This window comes from Pseudomonas sp. BN417 (assembly GCF_029871205.1).
In the GTDB taxonomy this organism is placed as follows: Bacteria; Pseudomonadota; Gammaproteobacteria; order Pseudomonadales; family Pseudomonadaceae; genus Metapseudomonas.
On sequence record NZ_SSOJ01000067.1, the window covers coordinates 64,011 to 90,897 of the forward strand.

A 26,887-nucleotide genomic window follows, 5' to 3' on the forward strand; every position below is an offset into this window, starting at 1 on the left:
ATCTTTCAACTGAATCTGCGAATTCGTCTTTCGTAGGGTGCGCCGTGCGCACCGAAACCCCTGTCCGCATAACGAACGGTGCGCGTGGCGCACCCCACAAGGAGCCCCGAATGGCTAAGACACTCTTGGTGAAGAACGCCGACCTGCTGGTGACCATGGACGGCCAGCGCCGTGAAATCCGGCAGGGCGGGATGTACATCGAGGACAACCGGATCGTCCAGGTCGGGCCGAGCGCCGAACTGCCACAGACGGCAGACGAGGTGCTGGACCTCAAAGGCAAGGTCGTCATCCCCGGCCTGGTCAACACCCACCACCACATGTACCAGAGCCTCACCCGCGTGGTGCCGGCGGCCCAGGATGGCGAGCTGTTCAACTGGCTGACCAACCTCTACCCGATCTGGGCACGGCTGACCCCGGAGATGATCCATGTCTCCACCCAGACCGCCATGGCCGAACTGATCCTGTCCGGCTGCACCACCTCCAGTGACCACCTGTACATCTACCCCAACGGCTGCAAGCTGGACGACAGCATCCACGCCGCCGGCGAGATCGGCATGCGCTTCCACGCCGCGCGCGGCAGCATGAGCGTCGGCCGCAGCCAGGGCGGCCTGCCGCCCGATTCGGTGGTGGAGAAGGAAGCCGACATCCTCAAGGAATCCCAGCGCCTGATCGAGGATTACCACGACGCCTCCCACGGCTCGATGCTGCGGGTGGTGGTGGCGCCGTGTTCGCCGTTCTCGGTGAGCCGCGACCTGATGCGCGAAGCCGCGGTGCTGGCACGCAACTACGGCGTATCGCTGCATACCCACCTGGCGGAGAACGTCAACGACATTGCCTACAGCCGCGAGAAGTTCGGCATGACCCCGGCCGAATACGCCGAGGACCTGGGCTGGGTCGGCCATGACGTCTGGCATGCCCACTGCGTGCAGCTGGACGAGCATGGCATCGAGCTGTTCGCCCGCACCGGTACCGGCGTAGCTCATTGCCCTTGCTCGAACATGCGCCTGGCCTCGGGCATAGCGCCAGTGCGGCGCATGCGCGACGCCGGCGTGCCGGTGGGGTTGGGCGTGGACGGCTCGGCCTCCAACGACGGCGCGAGCATGATCGGCGAAGTGCGCCAGGCGCTGCTGCTGCAGCGGGTCGGTTTCGGCCCCGACGCCATGACCGCGCGCGAGGCCCTGGAGATCGCCACCCTGGGCGGCGCCAAGGTACTCAACCGCAACGATATCGGCGCCCTGGCGCCGGGCATGGTCGCTGACTTCGTCGCCTTCGACCTCGGCCATATCGCCTATGCCGGTGCTTTGCACGATCCGCTGGCGGCGCTGGTGTTCTGCACCCCGACCCATGTGTCCACCAGCGTGATCAACGGCAAGGTGGTGGTCCGCGACGGCCAGCTGGTGACGGTGGACCTGCCGCGGGTGCTGGAGCGCCACAACCAGTTGGCGCGGCAGTTGGTAGAGGGCGAGTAGCGCTCGAACCCAACGGCCGGACAGGTCCCCTGTAGGAGCGAGCTTGCTCGCGAAAGCATCGCGAGCAAGCTCGCTCCTACAGAAAGTTCACCTCACACGAGAACAAGGAGAAGGTAATGAAACCTCAGGTTTTCGGCTGGCTGGCTGCCGGCCTGCTGTCCGTCGATTGTGCCCTGGCCCAGACCTATGTTGTCGGCGTCGAGAAGCAATCCTTCCAGCCCCACTACTGGATCAGCGACCAGGGCGAGTACCAGGGCTTCGCCCGCGACCTGCTCGACCTGTTCGCCCGTGACGCCGGGCTTGATATCCAGTACCAGCCGCTGCCGGTCAACCAGCTGACCCAGCACCTGCTCAACGGCAGCATCGACTTCAAGTACCCGGACAGTCCCAATTGGGCCGGCGACCTCAAGGGCGGCAAGGGCATCGCCTACAGCCAGCCGGTGGTGCACTACGTCGATGGCGTGCTGGTGGCGCCCACGCAGCAGGGCAAGGGCATCGATCAGCTGGCCCGGCTGGCGGTGGTGGATGGCTGGACGCCCTGGACCTACCAGGACCGCATCGGTGCCGGCCAGACCCAGGTGGTGCGCAGCGCCGACCTGGGCCAGATGGTCAAGCAGGCGATGAAGCAACAGGCCGATGGCGCCTACTACAACGTGGTGGTCGCTACCTACTACCTCGACAACATCCGCGCACGCCCCGGCGCCCTGGTGTTCGACCCGAAGCTGCCGCACACCCGCGGTACGTTCAATCTTTCCAGCCTCAAGTACCCGGAACTGATCGCGCGCTTCGACCGCTTCCTCGCCGAGCACAGGGCGGAGGTGGACGCCCTCAAGGCGCGCTACCAGGTGGAGGCCAATCTGGATTCCGAGTACCTCGGGATGGAGCAGTGGAAGGTCGATTTCCTCAAGCGGCAGAAGGAAAAGGGCCAGCCCTGATTACCCTCGCGGAAGGTCTTGCGCCAGGCGGGCCGGCACCCTGGGAGCAGAGGGCTGCAGCTGCCAGGGGGAGAATTTCAGCTCGGCATTTTGTACACAATTCTGCAAAAAACTGTTGTTAGCGATGTTCACAGCGTGTATATAGTCAGAAAAACCTGACCGCTGGATCAGTTTTTCTGGCGAAGTAACTACATGGGGTGTCCAGAAGCACCCTTAAGCCCACGACCTACAAAAACAATAGGCAGGCTTTACCCATGAGTTCATCCGATATCTATGGGGCTCGCTCCGACCTCGTCTACGGCCTGGACGACGCTCGAGGCTCCATGGCATCCCCGTTCGCCATCCTGCCGGAGAGCCTGCTCCCGACCGAGCACGTCGCAGGCGATTACCTTGATTCCTATGCCGAGGCCTCGATGACCGAGGTCCCGCACAACCCCCTGGACGTAGCCGAACAGCGCAACGCTGAAGACAGCCCGTCCGGTCGCGCTCGCCCGATCAGCCCCGGCCTTGGCCGCTGACGCCCGGCGCGCGAAACCCACTCCAGCCCCGAGCCTGCCTGAACGCCTGCCCCGATACCGGGGCGGGCTTCGGGTGGGTGCGGGGCGGAAAAACCTGAAACCCACTACAACAAGGAAAAACCATGAAGCCCAAGTATCTGCCGCACTTTCTCGCCCTTTCGACCGGTCTGCTGGCGGGCGGCCAGGCGCTGGCCGGCGACCTGCTGTTCTGGCAGAACAACAGCCTGAGCTACCTCTACGGCCAGAACTACAAGATCAACCCCGAGATCCAGCAGACGGTGACCTTCGAGCACGCCGACGGCTGGAAGTACGGCGATAACTTCTTCTTCCTCGACAAGATCTTCTACAACGGTGACAAGGACGCCCTGGTCGGCGACAACACCTACTACGGCGAATTCCAGCCGCGCCTGTCGCTGGGCAAGATCTTCAACCAGAAGATCCAGTTCGGCCCGGTGACCGACGTGCTGCTGGCCATGACCTACGAGTTCGGCGAGGGTGACGTCGAGTCCTACCTGATCGGCCCGGGCTTCGACCTTGCCATCCCCGGCTTCGACTATTTCCAGGTCAACTTCTACAACCGCACCACCGATGGCAGCCGCCCCGGCGACAACGTCTGGCAGATCACCCCGGTATGGAGCTACACCATCCCGGTCGGCAACTCCGACATCCTGATCGACGGCTTCATGGACTGGGTGGTGGACAACGACGAGAACAGCCGCGGCACCTACCACGCCAACCTGCACTTCAATCCGCAGATCAAATACGACCTGGGCAAGTCCATGGGTTGGGGTGAGAAGCAGCTGTACGTCGGCTTCGAGTACGACTACTGGAAGGACAAGTACGGTATCGACAGCGAGAGCTTCCTCGGCGACGAGATTCTCGACGGCACCGACCAGAACACCGCCAGCCTGCTGGTCAAGGTGCACTTCTGATCCCATCGGGAAAAAGACCGGGGGAGGGCGCACCGCGCCTTCCCCACGGTTAGAAGGGGAGGGGAGCCAGTCCATGGCACGATCTTGCTGCTCTTTTGTGGGGGCGAATTCATTCGCTGAGCAGGCCGCAGGCCTGCCCTGGGTCAATGCCTGGGGGCCGCTGCGCGACCCTTTGCGAATGAATTCGCCCCCACAAGGGCCAGGCTGCTTTGCGGCCAGCCAGGGATCAGAAGGTGAATTCCAGGTTAACCGTCGGCGTCGAGGTGCGGCTGCCGCGGCCGCCGTCCACGCCGAACTTGTTGTGCCAGTACTCGTAGCCGACGCCGAACCAGAGGTTCGGCTTGCGCCTGGCGCCGGGCATGGCGGCGACCATCAGCGAGGTGCGCATCAGGGTCTCGGGGGCGGTGTCCTTGTCGAAATAGTCCTCGCCCTTTTCCCCGACGTAGTTGACGAAGCCCTGGAACTTGGCGTCGTGCTCGCCGAGCTGGAAGGGTTTCAGCCAGGTCAGGTTGACCATGTAGGTGGCGTCGAAGGTGTGGTCCGGGTGCTTGGCGCCCGGGATGCCCGAATGGTTCTTCTCGCGGTAGTACATCAGGCTCAGGTCGAGGACGCCGGCGCCGTTGAACTTCAGCGTCGGGCCGAACACCAGGGCGCGCTTCTTGGCCGAAGCGCGGTTGTTGTTGCGGTTGGCGTCGAAGCCGAAGCTGAAGGCGTAGTCCTTCACCAGGCCGGTGCCCAGCGGCTGGTCGAACACCCGCGAGGCATAGAGCTGGTGCCGGTAGACCGCGTAGACCTCACTGCCGCCGTGGTCGGTGCCCTTGCGCGGATCGCGGCTGTCGGAAAGGAACACATCCAGGTTGAAGAAGTTGCTGCCGTAACGGTAGCCGTCAGCGTGGGTGAAGCTGTAGATGCGTTTGGCGAACTTGTCCGGGTTGTTCGGGTTGGTGAACTGCTGGCCGTAGCGGAAGCCGACACTGTTGTTCATCCATTCGAAGACCTTGCCCTGTTCAGCGGCAAAGCCGGCCGGGCTGGCGGCGATCAAAGCGGCGCCAAGCGCCAGGCTGTGGTAGCGAAGCATTCAGGTTTTCCTTCTTGTTGTACTTCTGAAAACACGCCGAGACCTGCACGGAGTCTCCACGCGGCCGGAATGGCCGTGCGCGGGGCACGGCCCGATACCTGGGGCAGGTTTAAAAGAGCCCGCCGGGTGGGCGGGCTATGGAGTCCCGGACGGACCTCATGGGTACGGCCGGGTGGGAGCGAACAGGATCAGTGGGCGACGCAGTGTCGGCTTCGGTCCTTCTCACCGAGGATGTTGAACAGCAGGTTCAGGGTGAGGGCGCTGACCGTGGCCATGGCGATGCCACTGTGGGTGATGGGCTCCATCCAGTGGGGCAGGTGGGCGAAGAACTCGGGGCGTACCACCGGGGCCATGCCCATGCCGATGCTCACGGCCACCAGCAACTGGTTGCGGCGGTCGCTGATGTCGGCTTCATGGAGGATCTTGATGCCGGTGGCGGCCACCATGCCGAACATGGCGAGTCCGGCGCCGCCGAGCACTGCCGGCGGGATCGAGGCCACCATGAAAGCAGCCTTGGGCAACAGGCTGAGGACGATCAGGAAGCTCCCCGCGGCCACGGTCACGTAGCGACTGCGCACGCCGGTCATCTGCACCAGGCCGATGTTCTGGGCGAAGGAAGAGTGGGTGAAGGTATTGAAGAAGCCCGCCAGGAAGGACGCACCGGCGTCGCACAGCAGGCCGCGGCGCAGGGCGTTGGGGCAGACTTCGCGACCGGTGATCTTGCCCAGGGCGAGGAACATGCCGGTGGACTCGACGAAGATGATCACCACCACCAGGCACATGGACAGCACCGAGGCCAGCTCGAACCTGGGCATGCCGAAATGCATGGGCTCGACCACCTGGAACCAGGGCGTCTGGTCCAGCCCATCGAGGTTGACCATGCCGCAGGCGCCCGCCACGGCGTAGCCCAGGGCCATGCCGATCAGCACCGAGACATTCACCCAGAAGCCCTTGAGGAAGCGGTTCACCAGCAGGATCACGCCCAGCACCAGGGCCGCGATGGCCAGGTATTCCAGGGCGCCGAACTGTGCGGCCTTGCTGCCGCCGCCTGCCCAATTGACGGCCACCGGGAAGAGGGTGAGGCCGATGGAGGTGATCACGGTCCCGGTCACCAGCGGCGGGAAGAAGCGCACGATGCGCGACATGAAGGGCGCGATCAGCAGGCCGAAGAAGCCGGCGGCGATGGTGGCGCCAAAGATCCCCTGCAGGCCGACGCCGGGCATCCCGGCCATCACCACCATGCTGCCGACGGCGGCGAAGCTGGCTCCCATCATCACCGGCATGCGGATGCCCACCGGACCTATCCCCATGGACTGAACCACGGTGGCGATGCCGGCGACCAGCAGGTCGGCGTTGATCAGGAAGGCGATTTCTTCGCGGGAGAGACCGGCGGCCTGGCCGACGATCAGGGGTACGGCGACGGCGCCACCGTACATCAGCAGGACATGCTGGATACCGACGAGCAGCAGTTGCAGCAGGGGTAGGCGCTGGTCAGCGGGCGGAAGGGCGGTATCCCGCCCTGTCGGAGTGGTCATGCAACACCTCTGGCGCTTTTGTTTTTGTAAGTCGCTTGGCAATGCCGCACCTCGTGGGTGCGGCTTGCCGGGTCGTCATGTTGCGGGCCGGGTGCGGACATCCGGCCTGGGTACTGCGCGGAAGAAAAAAGCCCGCCTGGGGGCAGGCTTGGAAAAACGGGCCCTGCTTGGGGTCAGGGCCCGTCGTGGTCTTGCTAGTTGGTCTTGGCGCCCTGGGCGATCCAGCGACCGATCAGGTCACGCTCTTCCTGGGTCATCTGGGTGATGTTGCCCAGCGGCATGATCTGGCTGGCGACTGCCTGGGCCTGGATCTTCGGCGCGAGCATCTGGATCTGCTGCGGAGTGTCGAGCATCACGCCGCCCGGTGCCGAGGTGAACATCGGGCTGGTGGGCTTGGCGGAATGGCAGACGGCGCAGCGTTCCTGGATGACGCTATGGACCTTTTCGTAGCTGGCGGAACCGTTGCCGGCCTGGGCCGGGGCGGCTGCCGCCGGCTGTGCCGGAGCAGCGGCCTGCTCGGCGGCCGGGGCAGCGGCGCTGCTGGCGGCGGGAGCGGCGTGTTCCTGGTGGGCGGGCTCCACGGCCAGGCTCGGTTCGGCGGCCTTGTAGTTCGGCGCGGTGACAAAGGCGAGGCAGATCATGCCCAGGGCGCCGGCCGGCAGGGTCCAGGCGAACTTGTTGCTGTCGTGGCGGGTGTTGAAGTAGTGGCGCACCAGCACCGCGATCACCGCGATCCCGGCCAGGATCAGCCAGTTGTACTGGCTGCCGTAGGTGCTCGGGAAGTGGTTGCTGATCATGATGAACAGCACCGGCAGGGTGAAGTAGTTGTTGTGGCGCGAACGCAGCAGGCCCTTGGCCGGCAGTACCGGGTCCGGGGTGCGGTTCTCTTCGATGGCCTTAACCAGGGCACGCTGGGCCGGCATGATGATGCGGAACACGTTGCCGACCATGATGGTGCCGATCAGCGCGCCGACGTGGATATAGGAACCACGGCCACTGAACACCTGGGTGAAGGCCCAGGAAGCGCCGACGATCAGCACGAAGAGCACCAGGCCGAGCAGGGCGGGGGTCTTGCCCAGCGGCGAATCGCAGAGGAAGTCGTAGATGAACCAGCCGGCGATCAGCGAGCCGATGCCGATGGCGACGGCCGCGGCCGGGGAGATGTCCACGCCGGGTGCGATCAGGTACAGGGTCGGGTTCAGGTAGAACACCACGGTCAGCAGGGCGACGCCCGACAACCAGGTGAAATAGGCTTCCCATTTGAACCAGTGCAGGTTGTCCGGCATTTTCGGCGGAGCGAGCTTGTATTTCTCCAGGTGGTAGATGCCGCCACCGTGGATGGCCCAGAGGTCACCCGACAGCCCGTCGCGCGGGTTGGCGCGATTGAGGTTGTTCTCCAGCCACACGAAATAGAAGGATGCGCCGATCCAGGCGATGCCGGTGATCATGTGAACCCAGCGGATGCTGAGGTTCAGCCATTCGGTCAGATGTGCTTCCACAGTAGGTACCTCTTCCCGCCGATCGTCACGCCGATCATTGGGCTTCTCTTATTAGTGGTGGGGGTCGAGGAGGAGCTGCTCGTCCTCGGTGAAGTAATGCTCATCGCAGTTGTTGCCTGAACCACTGCGATCAACCACCAGGAAGTCATCCCGCTTTTCGATCGTCAGCACCGGGTGGTGCCAGACGCCGCGATGGTAATTAACGCCCTGCCTGCCATTACTGAGGAAGGCACGGACCAGACCCGGTACAGGTGCATCGCCAAGTGGCGCGACCACGACCAGAAAGGAGTTGCCGAGCAGCGGGATGAAGGCCTGGCTGCCCAGCGGATGTCGTTCCAGCATGCGGATGCGCAAGGGCATCTCAAGGGATTCGGCGCTGAAGATGCTGATGATCGCCTTGTCTTCCGGCTGGGCGGTCTCGACCGTCGCCAGCTTGTGGTAACGGCGGGTGGAGCCGTTGTTGATCATGAAGTACTCGGCGCCGTCGGTTTCGATCACATCTCCGAAGGGGGCGAAGGCTTCTTTGGTCAGGGGCTCGATCTTCAGGGTACGCATGGCTGTTCTACTTGTTCAGGTTCACGGTCATCTCTCTCACTCGGAGAGAGGTTGAGGGACGCTCCGCGTGGAGCATCCCTCGTCCGCCCCTTGGGGCAGTCAATCGCTTACTTTGCCACCTTGCCGAACAGGCGCAGACGGCTCACACCACCGTCCGGGAACACGTTCAGGCGGATGTGGGTGATCGGGCCCAGGGCCTTGATCTGCTCGACGAACTCGTGCTCGGCGTGCATCTGCAGCTTCTGGCTCGGCAGCAGCTCGCGCCAGAACAGGCTCTGGGTCTCGATCTGGCTGTCGGTGCCGCCTTTCACAAAGGCGCCCTGGATGGAGCAGCTGTCCGGGTAGTTGCCCTTGAAGTGCAGGGTGTCGACGACGATGCGCTCGATCTCGCCCGGGTGGCCCAGGGCGACGATGACCCAGTCGTTGCCCGGGGTACGGCGACGGGCGGTTTCCCAGCCGTCACCCATGTTGATGCCGCGACCCGGGTTGAGGATGTTGCTCATGCGGCCGAAGTGCTCGTCGGAGCAGGCCAGGGCACGGCCGCCGTTCAGCGCGGCTGCCAGGTCGATCTGCTCGTTGTCGCCCACCGAAGACCAGTCGCGGTAGGGGACGCCGTACACGCGCAGGCGTGCCACGCCGCCATCGGGGTAGATGTTGAAGCGCAGGTGGGTGAAGGCTTGCTCGTTGGCGATCTCGTGGAAGTGGTGGCTGTTGCCCTGCAGCTCAACGGCGGCCAGCACTTCGGTCCACTGGGTGTCGTCGGTCGGGTCGCCTTCGGCCACGAAGCAGGCTTCCAGGGAAGCCGACGGCGGGAAGTTGCCGGTGAAGAAGCTGGTGTCGATGTCCACACCCTTGATCGAGCCCGGCACGCCGAGGCGGATCACGGCGGAGTCGTAACCTTCGAAGCGCTTGCGGCGGGATTCCCAGCCGTCCATCCACTTGCCGTTGTCATCGAATACGCCCTCCTTCCAGACAGCCGGAGTCGGCTGGAACAGTCGGTTCACGTCAGCGAACCAATCGTCGGTGACGGAGATGGCCTTGGTGCCGAGACGGGCGTCGGCGAGGTTGACGTACTTCTCGAAGGGGACGGCGTAGCTTTTCATCTGTCTTGTCTGCCTTGAAATGAGGGCGATATGGAGGGAGCGGTACGCCTGCGGCTTACATTTGCTGCAGGCGGAACAGCGCGATCTTGTTGATCTCGGCCAGGGCCCTGGTGAATTCGGCTTCGGGTGAGTTGTGGATCCGCTCCTCGAAGGCCGCCAGGATCTGGTGCCGGTTACTGCCTTTCACCGCCATGATGAAGGGAAACCCGAACTTGGCCTTGTAGGCGTCGTTCAGCTCGGTGAAGCGCGCGAACTCTTCAGCCGTGCACTCCTGGATACCCGCACCGGCCTGTTCGCTGGTGCTGGCTTCGGTCAGCTCGCCACGGACGGCGGCCTTGCCGGCCAGGTCCGGGTGAGCATTGATCAGCGCCAGCTGGGATTCGTGGCTGGCACTGAGCAACAGGTCGGCCATGCGCTGGTGCAGGCCGTCGATTGCGTCGATCTGGGCGTCCTGGCCCAGGTCGAAAGCCTTCTCGGCTACCCAGGGCGAATGTTCGTAGATGTCGGCGAAGGCCTTGATGAAGGCATCGCGGGACAGGCTGGACGGGGTCAGGGTCTGGAAGCGGCTCATTTCGCTTGCTCTTTGAAAGGGTGAGTGGCGTGCCAGTGGCGGGCGATATCGTCACGGCGGGCGAACCAGACTTTCTCATGGCCCTTCACGTAGTCGATGAAGCGCGCCAGGGCGGCAAGGCGTGCCGGGCGGCCCAGCAGGCGGCAGTGCATGCCGATGGAGAGCATCTTCGGCGCGCCGGCGGCGCCTTCGGCGTAGAGCACGTCGAAGGCGTCCTTGAGGTATTCGAAGAAGTCGTCGCCCTTGTTGAAACCCTGCACCTGGGTGAAGCGCATATCGTTGGTGTCCAGGGTGTAGGGGATGACCAGGTGCGGCTTGCCGGTGGGGTTGTTCGGTTCCCAGTAGGGCAGGTCGTCGTCGTAGGTGTCGGAGTCGTAGAGGAAGCCGCCTTCCTCCATCACCAGGCGACGAGTGTTCGGGCTGGTGCGGCCGGTGTACCAGCCCACCGGGCGCTCGCCGGTCAGTTCGGTGAGGATGCGGATGGCTTCGAGCATGTGTTCACGCTCCTGGGCCTCGTCCATGTACTGGTAATCGATCCAGCGGTAGCCGTGGCTGCAGATCTCGTGGCCGGCCTCGACCATGGCGCGGATCGCATCGGGATGGCGCTGGGCGGCCATGGCCACGGCGAAGATGGTCATCGGGATGTCATGGCGCTTGAACAGATCGAGCAGACGCCACACACCGACGCGACTGCCGTATTCGTACAGGGACTCCATGCTCATGTTGCGCACGCCCTGCAAAGGCTGGGCGGCCACCATCTCGGACAGGAAGGCTTCGGATTCCTTGTCGCCATGGAGCACGCTGCGTTCGCCGCCTTCTTCGTAGTTCAGCACAAAGGACAGGGCGATGCGGGCCTCGCCGGGCCAGTGCGGGTGTGGAGGGGTGTTGCCGTAACCGATCAGGTCGCGTGGGTACTCAGCGCTCACTGCAGTCTTCCTTCTTTTCAGTTGGACGATCAGCGACAGCCTGGGAAGTGGTGCGCGACCGTGGATGGGGTGATTGTATACAAACTGTCTCGTGTTTTGTAAATCAAATATTTGTTGAATTTGCTGGTACCTGTCCAAACGAGAATCCTGTCCATCCGGTCAGGACCTTGAAGCGCAAGCCGCGCAGCCTGGCCGATGCGGGCAAATTCTGACAGGACAGCGGCTGGAGGTCGTTTTACAATATCGGGGGTGGTGATTGTGTACAATTTTTTGAGTTTATGTCTTACATTTATCCGGTCGCGTGTTATTCTGCGGACCGTACCGGGGCCTTTGCCCTGCCCACGCACCGATATGAACAAGCAGAGGAGGTGTGGCGTTCCGATCGAGGCCTGAACCAGGGCTCGGTGGACGCCCAGCGAGCAATGGGACGTTTGACCACGCATGTACTGGATGCCGCCCACGGCTGCCCTGGCCGTGACATCAGGATCGAGCTCTACCGCGTCGAAGGCGCCGGTCTGGAGCTGGTCGCCACCGCCACCACCAACGACGACGGCCGCTGCGATGCGCCGCTGCTGCAGGGCGCCGACTACCAAAGCGGCGTCTACCAGATCCACTTCCACGCCGGCGACTACTACCGTGCCCGTGGCGTGAAGCTTCCCGAACCAGCTTTCCTCGATGTGGTGGTGCTGCGCTTTGGTATTTCCGCTGAGCAGGACCACTACCACGTGCCGCTGCTGATCTCCCCTTACAGCTACTCCACCTATCGGGGCAGCTAGTTCCAGATACTCGTTACCCTCGACTCGTTGGAGTCTTCCTAGCCCGTTCACACTGCGGGCTTTTTTTTGCCCGCGAGAAAGTGCCGGCCCAAGTCCACGCCTGCTGGCGCTGCTTGTTGTGGTAAAGGGATGCGCAAAAAAAGCCCGACGCAAGGTCGGGCAGAAACGCATCACGGGGAGATGCGCAAGGGAGGGGGTATTTCCACTATCAGTGCGATGGGTGTCGAATAAACGCCGGCCAGATCAGATCGCGCGCGTCCATGGAACACGATCGGAACTCGAAGGAGTCTAGGCGGCTATCGCGACTTTGCCGGTTGGCGATCGGATTTCGTGGGGTGGTGCTGCCGGACGACGAAAGGAGGGGGCCGGCGGAGAGGGTGCGTTGCGCGGGGAGGGCAACGCACCGGGGAGCATCAGCGGGAAAGCAGAGACGCCGCGCCCGCACCGCCGAACAGCGCCGCGCTGGTGCGGTTGAACCAGACGTGGCCCTTGCCGGAACGCAGGTAGCGCGCGGCGCCCTGGGCGCTGAGGCCGTAGAACAGCTTGCAGCCGAGATCCAGCACCGCCCAGGTAGCGATCATGATCAGAAGCTGGGCCAGCAGCGGGCGCTCGGCGCTGAGGAACTGCGGCAGGAAGGCGGCGAAGAAGAGGATGTCCTTGGGGTTGCTGGCACCCAGGCCGAAAGCCTTCCAGAACATGGCGCGGAAGCTCGGGTTCACCGGTTGCTCCTCGGCATTGGCCGGGCGCGCGGCGCGGCGGGATTCCAGCCAGCTCTGCCAGGCGAGGTAGAAGAGGTACAGGGCGCCGATGATCTTCAGGGCGCTGAACAGCTTTTCCGAGGCCAGCAGCAGGGCGCCCAGGCCCAGGGCCGAGGCGCTGAGCAGGCAGATGGATGCCGAGACTCCGCCGAGGAAGGCCGGGAGTGACCGGCGCAGGCCATAGTTGAGGCTGTTGCTGACCATCAGCAGGGACAGCGGTCCGGGAATCAGGATCACGATCAGCGCGGCGCTGCTGAACAGCAGCCAGGTTTCCAGGCTCATGGGTTCTCTTCTCCATAAATGAAAAGGCCCCGCCGCATTGCGGCAGGGCCCGGTCTTGCTTGGTCGAAGCTTACAGGAAGATGAACTTGGCTACAAAGATTGCGCAGAGTGCATACAAACTGACCGACACTTCCTTGTACTTGCCGGTGAAGGCCTTCATCGCCACGTAGGTCACGAAGCCCAGGGCGATGCCGTCGGCGACCGAGAAGGTCAGCGGCATCATGATCACGGTGACGATCGCCGGGATGGTCTCGGTGTGCTCCTTCCAGTCGATATGGGCCATGCCGCCCATCATCAGCATGGCTACGTAGATCAGCGCGCCGGCGGTGGCGTAGGCGGGGATCATGCCGGCCAGCGGGGCGAAGAACATCGCGGCGATGAAGAGGATGCCCACGGTCACCGCGGTCAGGCCGGTGCGGCCACCGGCGGCCACGCCCGCGGCGCTCTCCACATAGCTGGTCACCGGCGGTACGCCGAGCACGCCACCGAAGACGCTGGAGGCGCTGTCGGCCTTCATGGCCTTGGACAGGTTCTCGATGCGGCCGTCTTCCTGCACCAGGTTGGCACGCTGGGCCACGCCCATCAGGGTGCCGGCGGTGTCGAACATGTGCACGAAGAGGAAGGCCAGGATCACGCTGACCATGGTCACGTCGAAGGCGCCGGTGATGTCCATCGCCATGAAGGTCGGGGCCAGGCTCGGGGGCATGGAGAACACGCCGCCGAACTGGACGATGCCCAGGCCCACGCCGGCCAGGGTCACGGTGAGGATGCTGATCAGGATGCCGCCGAAGATGCGACGGTATTCCAGCACCGCGATCATCAGGAAGCAGATGGCGGCCAGCAGCGGACCGGGGGAGGTCAGGTCACCGATGTGCACCAGGGTGGCCGGATGGGCGACCACGATGCCAGCGGTCTTCAGGCCGATCAGCCCGAGGAACAGGCCGACCCCCGCGCCCATGGCGAAGCGCAGGCTGCTGGGAATGCTGTTGAGCAGCCATTCGCGGATGCGCGAGAAGGTCAGGATCATGAACAGCACGCCGGAGAGGAACACCGCGCCGAGCGCGATCTGCCAGCTGTAGCCCATGGTGTTGACCACGGTGTAGGTGAAGAAGGCGTTCAGGCCCATGCCCGGGGCCAGGCCCACCGGCCAGTTGGCGTAGAGGCCCATGAGGAGGCAACCGAAGGCTGCGGCGAGACAGGTGGCAACGAAGGCCGCGCCATGATCGATCCCGGCATCGGCCATGATGTTCGGGTTGACGAAAATGATGTAGGCCATGGTGATGAAGGTCGTCAGACCTGCAGCCAGTTCGGTCTTCACGGTGGTGCCGTGGAGGCTCAGTTTGAAGAGCCGTTCAAGCAGACCGTTGGCGGGCGGTGTTGCGGCGTACGTTCCTTGTTCTTGTTGTTTGATGCTTTCCACAGCGTGGTACTCCTCATCTCTTTTGTTTTGGTCACCCAGAGCCTGGAGTTGGCTCCGGACTGACTGAGGCGGATGGCGTGAGTGGTGCGCTTCCTCCAATACTTGACCAGCGGGTCAGGAAGTTCACGGCGCGATTATGCCTTTGTATACAAAAAAAACAAATAATGTTTTCAATGTTCGAAAAAACGCACCAATCATGAAATCCTGACTTTATGGACAGGATTTGCTGCGACAATTCGCAACCTGACGAATTAACTAAATCGTTAAAAAACAACAGGTTATGAGTAACGCAAAAAGAGGGGGCGATTACCTGAGCGGTGAGGTAAAGCACGGAAAGGCACTGACACGGGCGTGCTTATGACAAAAAAATGTAGGGAAATCTGCTCGTTCGGCGCTTTTGTCGCCGCCCAGGTCGCGGGAAAGGGACTTGCGGGGAAAACCTGTGCAACTGGTCAGGAATGGGCGTTGAGCTGCGGCGAATCTGTTCAAGGCACGCTGATTGTGTACAATATCATTCGTCTTTTCCCTGATTTCCCTCGCTGACAAACCGGCTCGGCACGGCGGAGAGGGGCAAAAAGGGCCCTGGAAGACCGCCGAACCCACCGACGCGAGCCCCCATGAACGAACAGTTGCAGCCACTCAAGAAGCAGCCGCGCACCGCCAAAAGCACCCGCAGCGGCACGCAGGACGACGTCGTCTATGCGCACATTTTCGATGCCATTCTCGAGCAGCGCCTGGCCCCCGGCACCAAGCTGAGCGAAGAGGCCTTGGGCGAGATCTTCGGTGTCAGCCGCACCATCATCCGTCGCGCCCTGTCGCGTCTCGCCCATGAAGGCGTGGTGCTGCTGCGACCGAACCGCGGCGCCGTGGTGGCCAGCCCCAGCGTCGAGGAAGCGCGGCAGATCTTCTACGCCCGTCGCCTGGTGGAGCGCGCGATCACCGAACTGGCGGTGGAGCACGCTACCGCCGAGCAGCTGCAGGAACTGCGGCAGATGGTCCTGGAAGAGCAGGCCTGCTTCTCCCGCGGCGACCGTGGCGCTGGCATCCGCCTCTCCGGCGAATTCCACCTGAAGCTGGCCGAAGCGGCGAAAAACGCGCCGTTGGTGAGCTTCCAGCGCAGCCTGGTATCGCAGACCTCGCTCATCATTGCCCAGTACGAGAGCGGCAGCCGCTCCCACTGTTCCTTCGATGAACACAATCGCCTGATCGATGCCATCGAGTCCCGCGACACCGAGCGCGCGGTGATGCTGATGATGCATCACATGGATCACATCGACGACAAGCTCAATCTCGACGAAGGCGGCGCCTCGGACGATCTGCACGCGGTGTTCTCGCACCTCTTGCAGACCAAGAAGAAGCCCGGCCGCGGCACTAGCCGCAACGCCTGATCCGGCTCCGGCAGAAAGCCCCGCGAATGCGGGGCTTTTTGTTTGGCGGTGGGGCCTGCCATTGTGGGGGCGAATTCATTCGTTGAGGACCGCGAAGCGGTCCCTTGGTGGCCTGTGCCAGGGGGCAGGCCTTCGGCCTGCATCGCGAATAAATTCGCTCCCACAGGAAGAGCAAAGCGGCCCGGATTTCCAATAGAAAACCCCGCCTCGGCGGGGTTTTCTCATTGTCCAATCACTCAACCGCGCTGATGCACGCTACGGCCGGCGGCGAAGGTTTCCTTCACGGTGCGGTCGTCGCCGAGGATGGTCAGGGCGAACAGCTTCTCCGGAAGGCTCGTAGCCTGCTGCAGGCGGTAGTCCAGCAGCGGGGTGGCCTTGTAGTCGAGGACCACGAAGTCCGCGTCCTTGCCGGTCTGGAAGTTGCCGATCTTGTCGTCCAGGTAGAGCGCACGGGCGCCGCCCAGGGTGGCCAGGTAAAGGGACTTGAAGGGATCGAGCTTCTTGCCCTGCAACTGCATCACCTTGTACGCCTCGTTCAGCGACTGCAGTTGGGAGAAGCTGGTGCCGGCGCCCACGTCCGTGCCCAGGCCCACGCGTACGCCGTGCTCTTCCAGTTTGTTCAGGTCGAACAGGCCGCTGCCGAGGAAGAGGTTGGAGGTGGGGCAGAAGGCCACCGCCGAGCCGGTTTCCGCCAGGCGCTTGCACTCGTCGTCGCACAGGTGCACGCCATGGGCGAAGACCGAGCGCTCGCCGATCAGCTTGAAGTGGTCATAGACGTCCAGGTAGCCCTTGCGCTCGGGGAACAGCTCCTTCACCCATTCGATTTCCTGGCGGTTCTCGGACAGGTGGGTGTGCATGTAGAGGTCCGGGTACTCGGCGAACAACTTGCCGGCCAGTTCCAGTTGCTCCGGGGTGCTGGTGGGGGCGAAGCGGGGGGTCACCGCATAGTGCAGGCGGCCCTTGCCGTGCCAGCGCTCGATCAGCTCCTTGCTGTCGGCGTAGCCGGATTCGGCGGTGTCGGTCAGGTAGTCCGGGGCGTTGCGGTCCATCAGTACCTTGCCGGCGATCATCCGCAGGTCCAGGGCCTGGGCGGCCTCGAAGAAGGCATCCACCGACTCCTTGTGCACGGTGCCGAACACCAGGGCGGTGGTGGTGCCGTTGCGCAGCAGTTCCTTGAGGAAGATGCCGGCGACGTCGGCGGCATGGGCCTTGTCGGCGAACTGCTTTTCGGTGGGGAAGGTGTAGGTGTTCAGCCAGTCCAGCAGCTGTTCGCCATAGGAGGCGATCATGCCGGTTTGCGGGTAGTGGATATGGGTGTCGATGAAACCGGGGGTGATCAGGGCGTCGCGGTATTCGCGCACCTCGACGCCGGCGGCCAGGGTCGGCAGCAGGGCCTTGGCGTCGCCCAGGACCTTGATGCGGCCATCTTCCACCACCAGCAGGCCGTCTTCGAAATACTGGTAGGACTGCTCGACGCCCACCTGGGCGGGGTCGGCGATGCTGTGCAGGATGGCTGAGCGGTAGGCGGTTACGTGGCTGGTCATGTCAGTCTCGTTCTTTCGTGATTTCGACGCCCGAAGGCGGAACTCGTCATGGATGTCAGGCTTGCTCGCGGCGGGAGGAGGGGACCAGCTTGGCGACTGTTTCACCCTTCTTCACCTCGGTACCGAAGTTGGCGTTGTAGGTGGCGACCACCTCGCCGGCGATGGAGATGGCGATCTCCACCGGCAGCTTGCCTTTGACCTCGGCAATGCCCATCGGGCAGCGCATGCGCTGCACGGTTTCGCTGGCGAAGCCGCGCTCGCGCAGGCGGTGTTCGAACTTGACACGCTTGGTCTTCGAGCCGATCAGGCCGAAGTAGGCGAAGTCGTTGCGCTTGAGGATTTCGGCGGTCAGCTCCAGGTCCAGCTGGTGGTTGTGGGTCATGACGATGAAGTAGCTGCCCTTGGGCATCTCGGCGATCTCGTCGATCACTTCCTCGTTGACCACCTTCTCGACGCCGGCGGGAATCTGTTCGGGGAATTCGTTCTCCCGCGAGTCGATCCAACGCACCTTGCAGGGCAGGCTGGCGAGGATTGGCACCAGGGCGCGGCCCACGTGGCCGGCGCCGAATACGGCGATATGTGCCTGCGGCTGGCCCATGGGCTCGAACAGCAGCACCGTGGCGCCGCCGCAGCACTGGCCGAGGCTGGCGCCCAGGCTGAAGCGTTCCAGGCGGGTGTCCTGGGTGCGGTTCTCGAGCATCTCGCGGGCGATCTCCATCGCCTTGAACTCGAGATGGCCGCCACCGATGGTCTCGAAGATGCGCTCGGCGGTGACGACCATCTTCGAGCCGGAATTGCGCGGAGTAGAGCCGCGCTCTTCGATGATGGTCACCAGCACGCAGGGTTCACCGCGTTGCTGCAGGTCGGCGAGGGCGCTGATCCAACTCATTTGCTCAGTCTCCAGCTACGCAGTGGCCTGGTGGAGCGTGACAGGCGCCAGTCGTCCTTGGGACGCACAGGGGCCGGCAGCGTTTCCAGCAGCACGACGTCGGTGTCCTGCTGCGTTGTCTTCGAACGATCGGTGGGTGTTGTCATTATTTTGCACCGTTGTTTTTTCTGTAGGAGCCAGCAAGCTGGCTCCTACAGGGTCATGCCGGTTCGACCTGCGCCTGGGCGGCGGCCTGGGCCGGCTGTTGGAGTTTGCGCATCTGCTCGACGCCCCAGAGCACGCGCTCGGGGGTGGCCGGCGCATCGATCTGCGGCTGAACCTTGTAGTCGCCCAGGCTAGCCACGGCGTCCTTGATGGCGCACCAGACGGCGATGCCGAGCATGAAGGGCGGCTCGCCCACGGCCTTGGAATGGAACACCGTCTGCTCGGGGTTCTTGCGGTTCTCCACCAGCTTCACCCGTAGGTCGATGGGCATGTCGGCGATGGCCGGGATCTTGTAGCTGGCCGGGCCGCTGGTCATCAGCTTGCCCTTGGCGTTCCATACCAGCTCTTCCATGGTCAGCCAGCCCATGCCCTGGACGAAGGCGCCTTCCACCTGGCCGATGTCGATGGCCGGGTTCAGCGATGCGCCCACGTCATGCAGGATGTCGGTGCGCAGCATCTTGTACTCGCCGGTCAGGGTGTCGACTATCACTTCGGCGCAGGCGACGCCGTAGGCGAAGTAATAGAAGGGACGGCCACTGGCCTTGTCGCGGTCGTAGAAGATCTTCGGCGTACGGTAGAAACCGGTGCTGGAGAGCGAGATCTGGTTGAAGTAGGCCAGCTGGATCATTTCCTCGAAGGAGAGGAAATGGTCGCGTACGCGCACTTGCTCGTTCTTGAACTCGACGTCCTCGGCCGTCACCTTGAAGTGATTGGCGAGGAACTCCACCAGGCGACCCTTGATGGTCTCGGCGGCGTTCTGCGCGGCCTTGCCGTTCAGGTCAGTGCCGCTCGATGCCGCGGTCGGTGAGGTGTTGGGCACCTTGTCGGTGTTGGTCGCGGTGATCTGGATGCGGCCGATATCCACCTGGAAGACCTCGGCCACCACCTGGGCGACCTTGGTGTTCAGGCCCTGGCCCATCTCGGTGCCGCCGTGGTTCAGGTGGATGCTGCCATCGGTGTAGATGTGCACCAGCGCGCCGGCCTGGTTGAGGAAGGTGGCGGTGAAACTGATGCCGAATTTCACCGGGGTCATCGCGAGACCTTTCTTCAGCACCGGACTCTTCGCGTTGAAGACGCGGATTTCCTCGCGGCGCTTGGCGTACTCGCTGCTGGCCTCCAGTTCCTCGGTCATCTCGGCGAGCATGTTGTGCTCGACGGTCTGGTAGTAATGGGTGACGTTGCGCTCGTCCTTGCCGTAGTAGTTCAGCTTGCGCACGTCCAGCGGGTCCTTGCCCAGGCTACGCGCGATGGCATCCATGATCTCCTCGATGGCCACCATCCCCTGCGGGCCGCCGAAACCACGGTAGGCGGTGTTCGACGCGGTGTTGGTCTTGCAGCGGTGACCGTTGATGGTGGCGTGTTCGAGGAAGTAGGCGTTGTCCGAGTGGAACATCGCACGGTCGACGATGGAGCCGGAGAGGTCCGGGGAGTAGCCGCAGTTGCCGGCCAGTTCCAGCTGGATGCCGGTGAGCAGGCCGTTGTCGTCGAAGCCGACGTCGTACTCGACGTAGAAGGGATGGCGCTTGCCGGTGATGCTCATGTCTTCCATGCGCGGCAGACGCATCTTGGTCGGGCGCCCGGTGTGGTGGGCGATCACCGCGCAGAGGCAGGCCGGGCCGGCCGCCTGGGTTTCCTTGCCACCGAAGCCGCCGCCCATGCGGCGCATGTCGATGACGATCTTGTGCATCGGCACGCCCAGCACCTCGGCCACCAGCTTCTGCACCTCGGTGGCGTTCTGCGTGGACGTGTAGACGATCATGCCGCCGTCCTCGGTGGGCATCACCGAGGAAATCTGGGTTTCCAGGTAGAAGTGTTCCTGGCCGCCGATGTGCAGGGTGCCCTGCAGGCGGTTCTTCGAGGTCGCCAGGGCGCTGCTGGAGTCACCGCGCTTGTGCTGGTGGCTGTCCAGCACGAAATGCTTCTTGCGCAGGGCATCGACCACGTCCAGCACCGGCTCCAGGTCCTCGTATTCGACTATCGCCGCCAAGGCCGCCTTGCGTGCGGTTTCCAGGCTGTCGGCGCCCACGGCCAGGACGACCTGGCCAACGTACTCGACCTTGCCGTCAGCCAGCAGCGGGTCGCCGGCGACCACCGGGCCGATGTCCAGCTGACCGGGCACGTCCTCGGCGGTGATGGCGATGGCCACCCCCGGGAACTGGTAGCAGGGGGTGGTATCGATGCGGGTGATGCGCGCATGGGCGCGGTCGCTCATGCGGGCGTAGACGTGCAGCTGGTTGGGGAATTCCAGGCGGTCGTCGACATACACGGCCTCGCCCGAAACGTGCTTGGGCGCGCTCTCGTGCTTGACGCTCTTGCCGACGCCGGTGGTGATGTCGGCGCGGAACAGTTCCGCCAGTTCTTCCTGGGTCTTGTGGTGGTGGTGGTTAGACATAGGCGGTCACCCGGGTTTCGACTTCTGGGGATTGCAGCTCGAGGAAGAACTTGCGCAGCAGGTTCTGCGCGGTCAGCAGGCGGTACTCCTTGCTGGCACGGAAGTCCGAGAGCGGGGTGAAGTCCTTGGCCAGGGCCTCGCAGGCGCGCTCGACGGTGCCCGGGTACCAGGCGGCGCCGATCAGCACCTGCTCGCAGGCGCCGGCGCGCTTGGGAATCCCGGCCATGCCGCCGAAGGCGACGCGGGCCTTGCGCACCACGCCATTCTCGATCACCAGGTTGAAGGCGGCGCAGACGGCAGAAATGTCGTCGTCCAGGCGCTTGGACACCTTGTAGGCGCGGAAGGCCTGGTTCTTGCGGGCACGGGGCACGCGCACCTTCTCGATGAACTCGGAGTCCTGGCGGGCGGTGACCTTGTAATCGAGGAAGTATTCATCCAGCGGCAGGATGCGGGTCTGGTTGCCCTTGCGCAGGACGATCTCGGCGCCGAGGGCGATCAGCAGCGGCGGGGCGTCGCCGATGGGAGAGGCGTTGCCGATATTGCCGCCCAGGGTGCCCTGGTTGCGGATCTGCAGGGAGGCGAAACGGTGCAGCAGCTCGCCGAAGTCCGGGTATTCGCGGGCCAGGGATTCGTAGCAGTCGGACAGCGGGGTGGCGGCGCCGATTTCGATGAAATCGGCGGTCTCCTCGACACGCTTCATGGCTTCGATGTGGCCGACGTAGATCATCACCGGCAGTTCACGGTGGAACTGGGTGACCTCCAGGGCCAGGTCGGTGCCGCCGGCCAGCAGGCGGGCCTGCGGGTTGGACACGTAGAAGTCGGCCAGGTCGGTGATGGTCAGCGGGACCAGGCAGCGCTTGTCGCCGCTGTTCAGCTCGGCGGTCTCGCGCGGGGCTATGGCCTGGAGCTGGGCGACGGTCTGGGCTTCGGCGGCGTCGAACTGGTCCGGTTGCTTCTGGCAGCAGGCCTGCTCGGCGGCGTCGATGATCGGGCGATAGCCGGTGCAGCGGCACAGGTTGCCGGCCAGGGCTTCCATGGTCTGGCCCTTGTCGAAACCGCTGCTGTTTTTCTGCAGGGCGAACAGCGACATGACGAAACCGGGGGTGCAGAAGCCGCACTGGGAGCCGTGGCAATCCACCATGGCCTGCTGCACCGAATGCAGCTGGCCCTTGTGTTTGAGGTCTTCCACGGTGATCAGCTGCTTGCCGTGCAGGGACGAGACGAAGGTCAGGCAGGAGTTGAGGGTGCGATAGCGGATGCGATCGCCCTCCAGCTCGCCGACAACCACGGTGCAGGCGCCGCAATCGCCCGAGGCGCAGCCTTCTTTGGTACCGGGTTTGCCGACATGCTCACGCAGGTAGTTGAGCACCGTGACATTGGGATCGAGGGCATGCTCGGTGCGCAGCTCACGATTGAGTAAAAACTGGATCAAGGACGACCTCCAGGCACTTTATTGTTTTTACGAGGGCTCGTATGGGGGCAAATTTAGAGTCGTCTGACTTTTGGGTCAATAAATATTTGACTCGAAAGTCAGGAAAATATCATCTCTTTCGGTTATTAGCCCGCCGCGCCCGCTCTGTCTCAAGGATCAAGCGCAATTCGTGCCACTTGTCCATAAGTGTAGGAAAGGGCGCGCCGGGTGCTTTCCTGTAGGGGCGAATTCATTCGCCAAGCAGGCCGAAGGCCTGCCCTTGAGCGGGACGGGGCTGCTCCGCACCCTTGGCGAATGAATTCGCCCCTGCAAGAGCGGCCCCGCGCCTTGTGATAAACTCCGCCGCCTGCCCGCGTCCTGCGGCAGAGTCGGAAATTTCCCCCTATCGCTCTTGCGCCCACTGCCCGTACCCGTAGTACTGTCAGCGCCGGAGCTTTTGCGTGGGAAAGCCCGGCGCAGTGCACAGAGTCCCCAGTTCGAAGGAAAACCATGACGTTCAAGGCACCGGACAGCCTCTCCGAGCAGATCGCCCACTACCTGGCCGAGCGCATCATTCGCGGCGAGCTGAAGGAGCGTGAGCGCATTCAGGAACTGAAAGTCACCCAGGCCATGAATGTCAGCCGGGGTTCGGTGCGCGAGGCGCTGCTGATCCTCGAGCGCCGTCACCTGATCAACATCCTGCCGCGCCGCGGCGCCCAGGTGTCCGAGCTGACGCCGCAGCACGTGCGCAGCCTCTATATCTTGATGATGGAGCTGTACATCCTCCTGGCCTACGCCGTGGCCGAGCGCTGGCGCAGCGAGGAGGAGCTGGAGCCGTTCCGCGCCATCCAGCTGCGCCTGGCCGAGGCACGCCAGCGCGAAGACATCTTCGCCTTCGTCGACGCCAGCTTCGCCATCATGCAGGCGGCCTATCCCTTCGCCGACAACCCTTACCTGCAGCAGACCCTGGAAAACCTGCGGCCGGCCATCGCCCGCACCTACTACATCGCCCTGGAGCGTCGTCGCGGCCAGATGGGCCAGTTCGGCGAGGTCTTCGACGAGTTGCTGCTGGCAGTGATAGCCCGCGATCAGGCGAAGATTCGCGACGTGCTGACCGGATACGGTCAGCAGAACTGCGAGCTGGTGCTCGCAGCCCTGGCCGAGCGTTGAGCGGAGCGCGCCGATGCGGTTGAAGTGCATCAAGCTGGCCGGGTTCAAGTCCTTCGTGGACCCGACCACCGTCAGCTTCCCCAGCAACATGGCGGCCGTGGTCGGCCCCAACGGTTGCGGCAAGTCGAATATCATCGACGCCGTTCGCTGGGTAATGGGTGAAAGTTCCGCGAAGAACCTCCGCGGCGAGTCGATGACCGACGTCATCTTCAACGGTTCCAACACCCGCAAGCCGGTGGCCCAGGCCAGCATCGAGCTGATCTTCGACAACTCGGACAACACACTGGTGGGCGAATACGCCGCTTTCGCCGAGATTTCCATCCGCCGCCGGGTCAGCCGCGACGGGCAGAACACCTATTTCCTCAACGGCACCAAATGCCGTCGCCGTGACATTACGGACATCTTCCTCGGCACCGGTCTCGGGCCGCGCAGCTACTCCATTATCGAGCAGGGGATGATCTCCAAGCTGATCGAGGCCAAGCCCGAGGATCTGCGCAACTTCATCGAGGAAGCCGCGGGCATCTCCAAGTACAAGGAGCGCCGCCGCGAGACCGAGAGCCGTATCCGCCGTACCCAGGAGAACCTGGCTCGACTTTCCGACCTGCGCGAAGAACTCGAGCGCCAGCTGGAACGCCTGCACCGCCAGGCCCAGTCGGCCGAGAAGTACCAGGAATACAAGGCCGAGGAGCGCCAGCTCAAGGCCCAGCTCGCCGCCTTGAAGTGGCGGGCGCTGAACGATCAGGTCGGCCAGCGCGAAGCGGTGATCGGCAACCAGGAGGTCAGCTTCGAGGCCCTGGTGGCCGAGCAGCGCAATGCCGACGCCAGCATCGAGCGGCTGCGTGACGGTCATCACGAACTGTCCGAACGCTTCAATCTGGTGCAGGGCCGCTTCTATTCCGTGGGCGGCGATATCGCCCGGGTAGAGCAGAGCATCCAGCACGGCCAGCAACGCCTGCGCCAGTTGCAGGATGACCTGCGCGAAGCCGAGCGTTCGCGCCAGGAAACCGAATCCCACCTGGGCCATGACCGCACCCTGCTCGCCACGCTCGGCGAAGAGCTGGACATGCTCGGCCCCGAACAGGAAATCAGCGCCGCTGCCGCCGAGGAAGCCTCCGCCCAGTTGGAAGAAGCCGAGACCGGCATGCATGCCTGGCAGGAGCAGTGGGACGGCTTCAACCAGCGCAGCGCTGAGCCGCGCCGCCAGGCCGAGGTGCAGCAAGCGCGCATCCAGCAGCTGGAGCAGGGCCTGGAGCGCCTGCTGGAGCGCGAGCGCCGGCTGAATGACGAACGCGTCCAGCTGGCCGCCGACCCGGAAGATGCGGCGGTCCTGGAAATGACCGAAGAACTGGCGGTCGGCGACATGCGCCTGGAGGAGCTCCAGGCCGCCGAACAGGGCCTGGTGGAGCGCCTGGAAAGCCTGCGTGAAGAATTGCAGCAGGCCAGCCAGGCGCAACAGCAGGCCCAGGGGGAACTGCAGCGCCTGAATGGCCGCATAGCCTCCCTGGAAGCCCTGCAACAGGCCGCGCTCAACCCCGGCAAGGGCGCCGCTGAATGGCTGCGTGAGCAGCAGTTGGCCGAACGCCCGCGCCTGGCCGAAGGGCTGCGGGTGGAGCAGGGCTGGGAGCTGGCGGTGGAAACCGTGCTCGGCGCCGACCTGCAGGCAGTGCTGCTGGACGATTTCGCGGGCCTCGACCTGTCCGGCTTCAGCCAGGGCGAGCTGCGCCTGGCCAGCGCCGGCCGGAGCGGGGCGCGGGTACCTGGTAGCCTGCTGGACAAGGTCGAGGCGCCGGTTGACCTGGCGCCCTGGCTGGCCAAGGTCCTGCCGGTGGAAAGCCTCGATCAGGCCCTGGCCCGCCGCGCCGGCCTCGGCGACGGCGAGAGCCTGATCAGCCGCGACGGTTACTGGGTCGGTCGCAACTTCCTGCGGGTGCGCCGCGCCAGCGAGGCCGAGAGCGGGCTGCTGGCCCGTGGCCAGGAGCTCGAGCGGCTGCACACCGAGCGCGAGGAACGCGAGGCCGCCCTGGAGCTGCTGGAAGAGCGCCTGCAGCAGTTGCGCGATGGTCAGCGCCAGCAGGAAGAAGCCCGCGAACAACAGCGCCGCCTGCTGCAGGACGAGTCCCGTCGCCTGGGCGAACTGAAGGCGCGATTGTCCGCCCAGCAGGCCAAGGTCGAACAACTGGCCCTGCGCCGCCGCCGTCTGGAAGAAGAACTCCGCGAACTGGAAGAGCAGCGCGCCGCCGAGCTGGAGCAATTGGGCGAAGCGCGCCTGACCCTGCAGGACGCCCTGGATGCCATGGCCAGCGACACCGAGCAGCGCGAGAAACTGCTGGCCGAGCGCGACGGCCTGCGCGAGCGCCTCGACCGCAACCGCCAGGAAGCCCGCCAGCACAAGGACCACGCCCACCAACTGGCCGTGCGCGTCGGCTCGTTGCGGGCGCAACACGATTCCACCCGCCAGGCCCTGGAGCGACTATCCCTGCAGTTCGAGCGCCTCAACGAGCGCCGCGAACAGCTCAGCCTGAACCTGGAGGAGGGCGCCGCACCGCTGGAGGAGCTGCGCCTGAAGCTGGAGGAGCTGCTGGACAAGCGCCTGGGCGTGGAGGAAGAACTCAAGCAGGCACGCCTGGCCCTGGAAGATGCCGACCGTGAACTGCGCGATGCCGAGAAGCGCCGTACCCAGGCCGAGCAGCAGTCCCAACTGCTACGCGGCCAGCTGGAGCAACAGCGCCTCGAATGGCAGGCCCTGACTGTGCGTCGCAAGACCCTCCAGGACCAACTGCACGAAGACGGCTACGACCTGCACGGGGTGCTCGCCACCCTGCCGGCCGAGGCCAGCGAGGGTGCCTGGGAGGAGGAGCTGGAACGCCTCGCCGCGCGTATCCAGCGCCTCGGCCCGATCAACCTCGCGGCCATCGACGAATACCAGCAGCAATCGGAACGCAAGCGCTACCTGGATTCGCAGAACGACGACCTGGTCGAAGCCCTGGAGACCCTGGAAAACGTCATCCGCAAGATCGACAAGGAAACCCGCAACCGCTTCAAGGAAACCTTCGACCAGATCAACGCTGGCCTGCAGGCCCTCTTCCCCAAGGTCTTCGGTGGCGGCCACGCCTACCTGGAACTGACCGGCGAAGACCTGCTGGACACCGGCGTGGCGATCATGGCGCGACCGCCGGGCAAGAAGAACAGCACCATTCACTTGCTCTCCGGCGGGGAAAAGGCGCTCACTGCACTGGCCCTGGTGTTCGCCATCTTCCAGCTCAACCCGGCGCCCTTCTGCATGCTCGACGAGGTGGATGCGCCCCTGGATGATGCGAACGTCGGACGCTATGCGCGATTGGTGAAGGAAATGTCCGAGAAGGTGCAGTTCATCTACATCACCCACAACAAGATCGCCATGGAAATGGCTGACCAACTGATGGGGGTAACCATGCATGAGCCGGGGTGCTCCCGCCTGGTGGCAGTGGATGTGGAGGAGGCGATGTCGATGGTCGAGGCCTAGTGGCGTCGCTGGATGCGAACTCCTGGCGAG

Annotated in this window: 21 protein-coding genes; 8 read left to right on the top strand and 13 right to left on the bottom strand. The window is 64.0% G+C overall.

What is annotated here, in order from left to right; all coding sequences use genetic code 11:
- Positions 1-110 precede the first annotated feature (110 nt).
- From E8F11_RS06860 to E8F11_RS06875, 4 genes are all read left to right on the top strand, one after another.
- Positions 111-1,469, top strand: a complete 1,359-nt coding sequence (locus E8F11_RS06860; RefSeq protein WP_280288087.1) for an 8-oxoguanine deaminase — start codon at positions 111-113, stop codon at positions 1,467-1,469.
- A gap of 116 nt (positions 1,470-1,585) precedes the next feature.
- Positions 1,586-2,404, top strand: a complete 819-nt coding sequence (locus tag E8F11_RS06865) for a transporter substrate-binding domain-containing protein (RefSeq protein WP_280288088.1) — start codon at positions 1,586-1,588, stop codon at positions 2,402-2,404.
- A gap of 254 nt (positions 2,405-2,658) precedes the next feature.
- Positions 2,659-2,922, top strand: coding sequence for a hypothetical protein (locus E8F11_RS06870; RefSeq protein ID WP_280288089.1), 264 nt, complete (start codon positions 2,659-2,661; stop codon positions 2,920-2,922).
- Between the two features lie 122 nt (positions 2,923-3,044).
- Entirely contained in the window at positions 3,045-3,854 is an 810-nt protein-coding gene (locus E8F11_RS06875) for an outer membrane protein OmpK (protein WP_280288090.1), read from the top strand.
- A gap of 226 nt (positions 3,855-4,080) precedes the next feature.
- On the opposite strand, the gene E8F11_RS06880 is transcribed toward E8F11_RS06875, so the two are convergent.
- The 7 genes from E8F11_RS06880 to puuE form a co-directional block, all read right to left on the bottom strand.
- Entirely contained in the window at positions 4,081-4,932 is an 852-nt protein-coding gene (locus E8F11_RS06880) for a nucleoside-binding protein (protein ID WP_280288091.1), read from the bottom strand.
- Between the two features lie 188 nt (positions 4,933-5,120).
- Positions 5,121-6,467 carry a nucleobase:cation symporter-2 family protein gene (locus tag E8F11_RS06885; protein WP_280288092.1) on the bottom strand — a complete coding sequence of 449 codons (1,347 nt, stop codon included), beginning with the start codon at positions 6,465-6,467 and terminating at the stop codon, positions 5,121-5,123.
- A gap of 194 nt (positions 6,468-6,661) precedes the next feature.
- Entirely contained in the window at positions 6,662-7,966 is a 1,305-nt protein-coding gene (locus E8F11_RS06890; protein ID WP_280288093.1) for a urate hydroxylase PuuD, read from the bottom strand.
- A gap of 51 nt (positions 7,967-8,017) precedes the next feature.
- Positions 8,018-8,521 (bottom strand): ureidoglycolate lyase, encoded by a 504-nt coding sequence (locus E8F11_RS06895; protein WP_280288094.1) that lies wholly within the window; start codon positions 8,519-8,521, stop codon positions 8,018-8,020.
- Positions 8,522-8,628: 107 nt separating this feature from the next.
- Positions 8,629-9,624 (bottom strand): allantoicase, encoded by a 996-nt coding sequence (alc, locus tag E8F11_RS06900; protein ID WP_280288095.1) that lies wholly within the window; start codon positions 9,622-9,624, stop codon positions 8,629-8,631.
- Positions 9,625-9,679: 55 nt separating this feature from the next.
- The gene (gene uraD / locus E8F11_RS06905) at positions 9,680-10,195 is read right to left on the bottom strand and encodes a 2-oxo-4-hydroxy-4-carboxy-5-ureidoimidazoline decarboxylase (protein WP_280288096.1); all 516 of its coding nucleotides are present in this window, start codon (positions 10,193-10,195) and stop codon (positions 9,680-9,682) included.
- On the bottom strand, positions 10,192-11,121 hold the full coding sequence (puuE, locus tag E8F11_RS06910; protein WP_280288097.1) for an allantoinase PuuE: 930 nt from the start codon (positions 11,119-11,121) through the stop codon (positions 10,192-10,194). Before puuE ends, uraD begins: the two co-directional genes overlap by 4 nt.
- A gap of 422 nt (positions 11,122-11,543) precedes the next feature.
- On the opposite strand from puuE, the gene uraH reads away from it, so the two are divergent.
- Positions 11,544-11,897 carry a hydroxyisourate hydrolase gene (uraH, locus tag E8F11_RS06915; protein ID WP_280288172.1) on the top strand — a complete coding sequence of 118 codons (354 nt, stop codon included), beginning with the start codon at positions 11,544-11,546 and terminating at the stop codon, positions 11,895-11,897.
- A gap of 413 nt (positions 11,898-12,310) precedes the next feature.
- On the opposite strand, the gene E8F11_RS06920 is transcribed toward uraH, so the two are convergent.
- Both E8F11_RS06920 and E8F11_RS06925 read right to left on the bottom strand, forming a co-directional pair.
- A complete protein-coding gene (locus tag E8F11_RS06920; protein WP_280288098.1) occupies positions 12,311-12,937 on the bottom strand; it encodes a LysE family translocator in 627 nt (208 codons plus the stop codon).
- Between the two features lie 70 nt (positions 12,938-13,007).
- On the bottom strand, positions 13,008-14,357 hold the full coding sequence (locus tag E8F11_RS06925; RefSeq protein ID WP_280288099.1) for an NCS2 family permease: 1,350 nt from the start codon (positions 14,355-14,357) through the stop codon (positions 13,008-13,010).
- A 617-nt stretch (positions 14,358-14,974) separates the two neighbouring features.
- Here E8F11_RS06925 and E8F11_RS06930 point away from each other — a divergent pair.
- Positions 14,975-15,745: a GntR family transcriptional regulator gene (locus tag E8F11_RS06930; RefSeq protein WP_280288100.1), complete on the top strand. Its 771-nt coding sequence runs from the start codon at positions 14,975-14,977 to the stop codon at positions 15,743-15,745.
- A gap of 236 nt (positions 15,746-15,981) precedes the next feature.
- Here the strand turns inward: E8F11_RS06930 and guaD are convergent, their stop codons facing one another.
- The 4 genes from guaD to xdhA all read right to left on the bottom strand — a co-directional run bounded on the left by guaD (position 15,982) and on the right by xdhA (position 22,206).
- Positions 15,982-17,289: a guanine deaminase gene (gene guaD / locus E8F11_RS06935; RefSeq protein ID WP_280288101.1), complete on the bottom strand. Its 1,308-nt coding sequence runs from the start codon at positions 17,287-17,289 to the stop codon at positions 15,982-15,984.
- Between the two features lie 55 nt (positions 17,290-17,344).
- The gene (gene xdhC, locus E8F11_RS06940; RefSeq protein WP_280288102.1) at positions 17,345-18,178 is read right to left on the bottom strand and encodes a xanthine dehydrogenase accessory protein XdhC; all 834 of its coding nucleotides are present in this window, start codon (positions 18,176-18,178) and stop codon (positions 17,345-17,347) included.
- Positions 18,179-18,377: 199 nt separating this feature from the next.
- Entirely contained in the window at positions 18,378-20,774 is a 2,397-nt protein-coding gene (xdhB, locus tag E8F11_RS06945) for a xanthine dehydrogenase molybdopterin binding subunit (protein WP_280288104.1), read from the bottom strand.
- Positions 20,767-22,206: a xanthine dehydrogenase small subunit gene (xdhA, locus tag E8F11_RS06950; protein WP_280288105.1), complete on the bottom strand. Its 1,440-nt coding sequence runs from the start codon at positions 22,204-22,206 to the stop codon at positions 20,767-20,769. The genes xdhB and xdhA overlap by 8 nt, the downstream gene beginning before the upstream one ends.
- A 489-nt stretch (positions 22,207-22,695) precedes the next feature.
- Here xdhA and E8F11_RS06955 point away from each other — a divergent pair, with 489 nt between their 5' ends.
- Both E8F11_RS06955 and smc read left to right on the top strand, forming a co-directional pair.
- Positions 22,696-23,355, top strand: coding sequence for a GntR family transcriptional regulator (locus E8F11_RS06955; protein WP_280288106.1), 660 nt, complete (start codon positions 22,696-22,698; stop codon positions 23,353-23,355).
- Positions 23,356-23,368: 13 nt separating this feature from the next.
- A complete protein-coding gene (smc, locus tag E8F11_RS06960; protein WP_280288107.1) occupies positions 23,369-26,857 on the top strand; it encodes a chromosome segregation protein SMC in 3,489 nt (1,162 codons plus the stop codon).
- Positions 26,858-26,887: the final 30 nt, after the last annotated feature.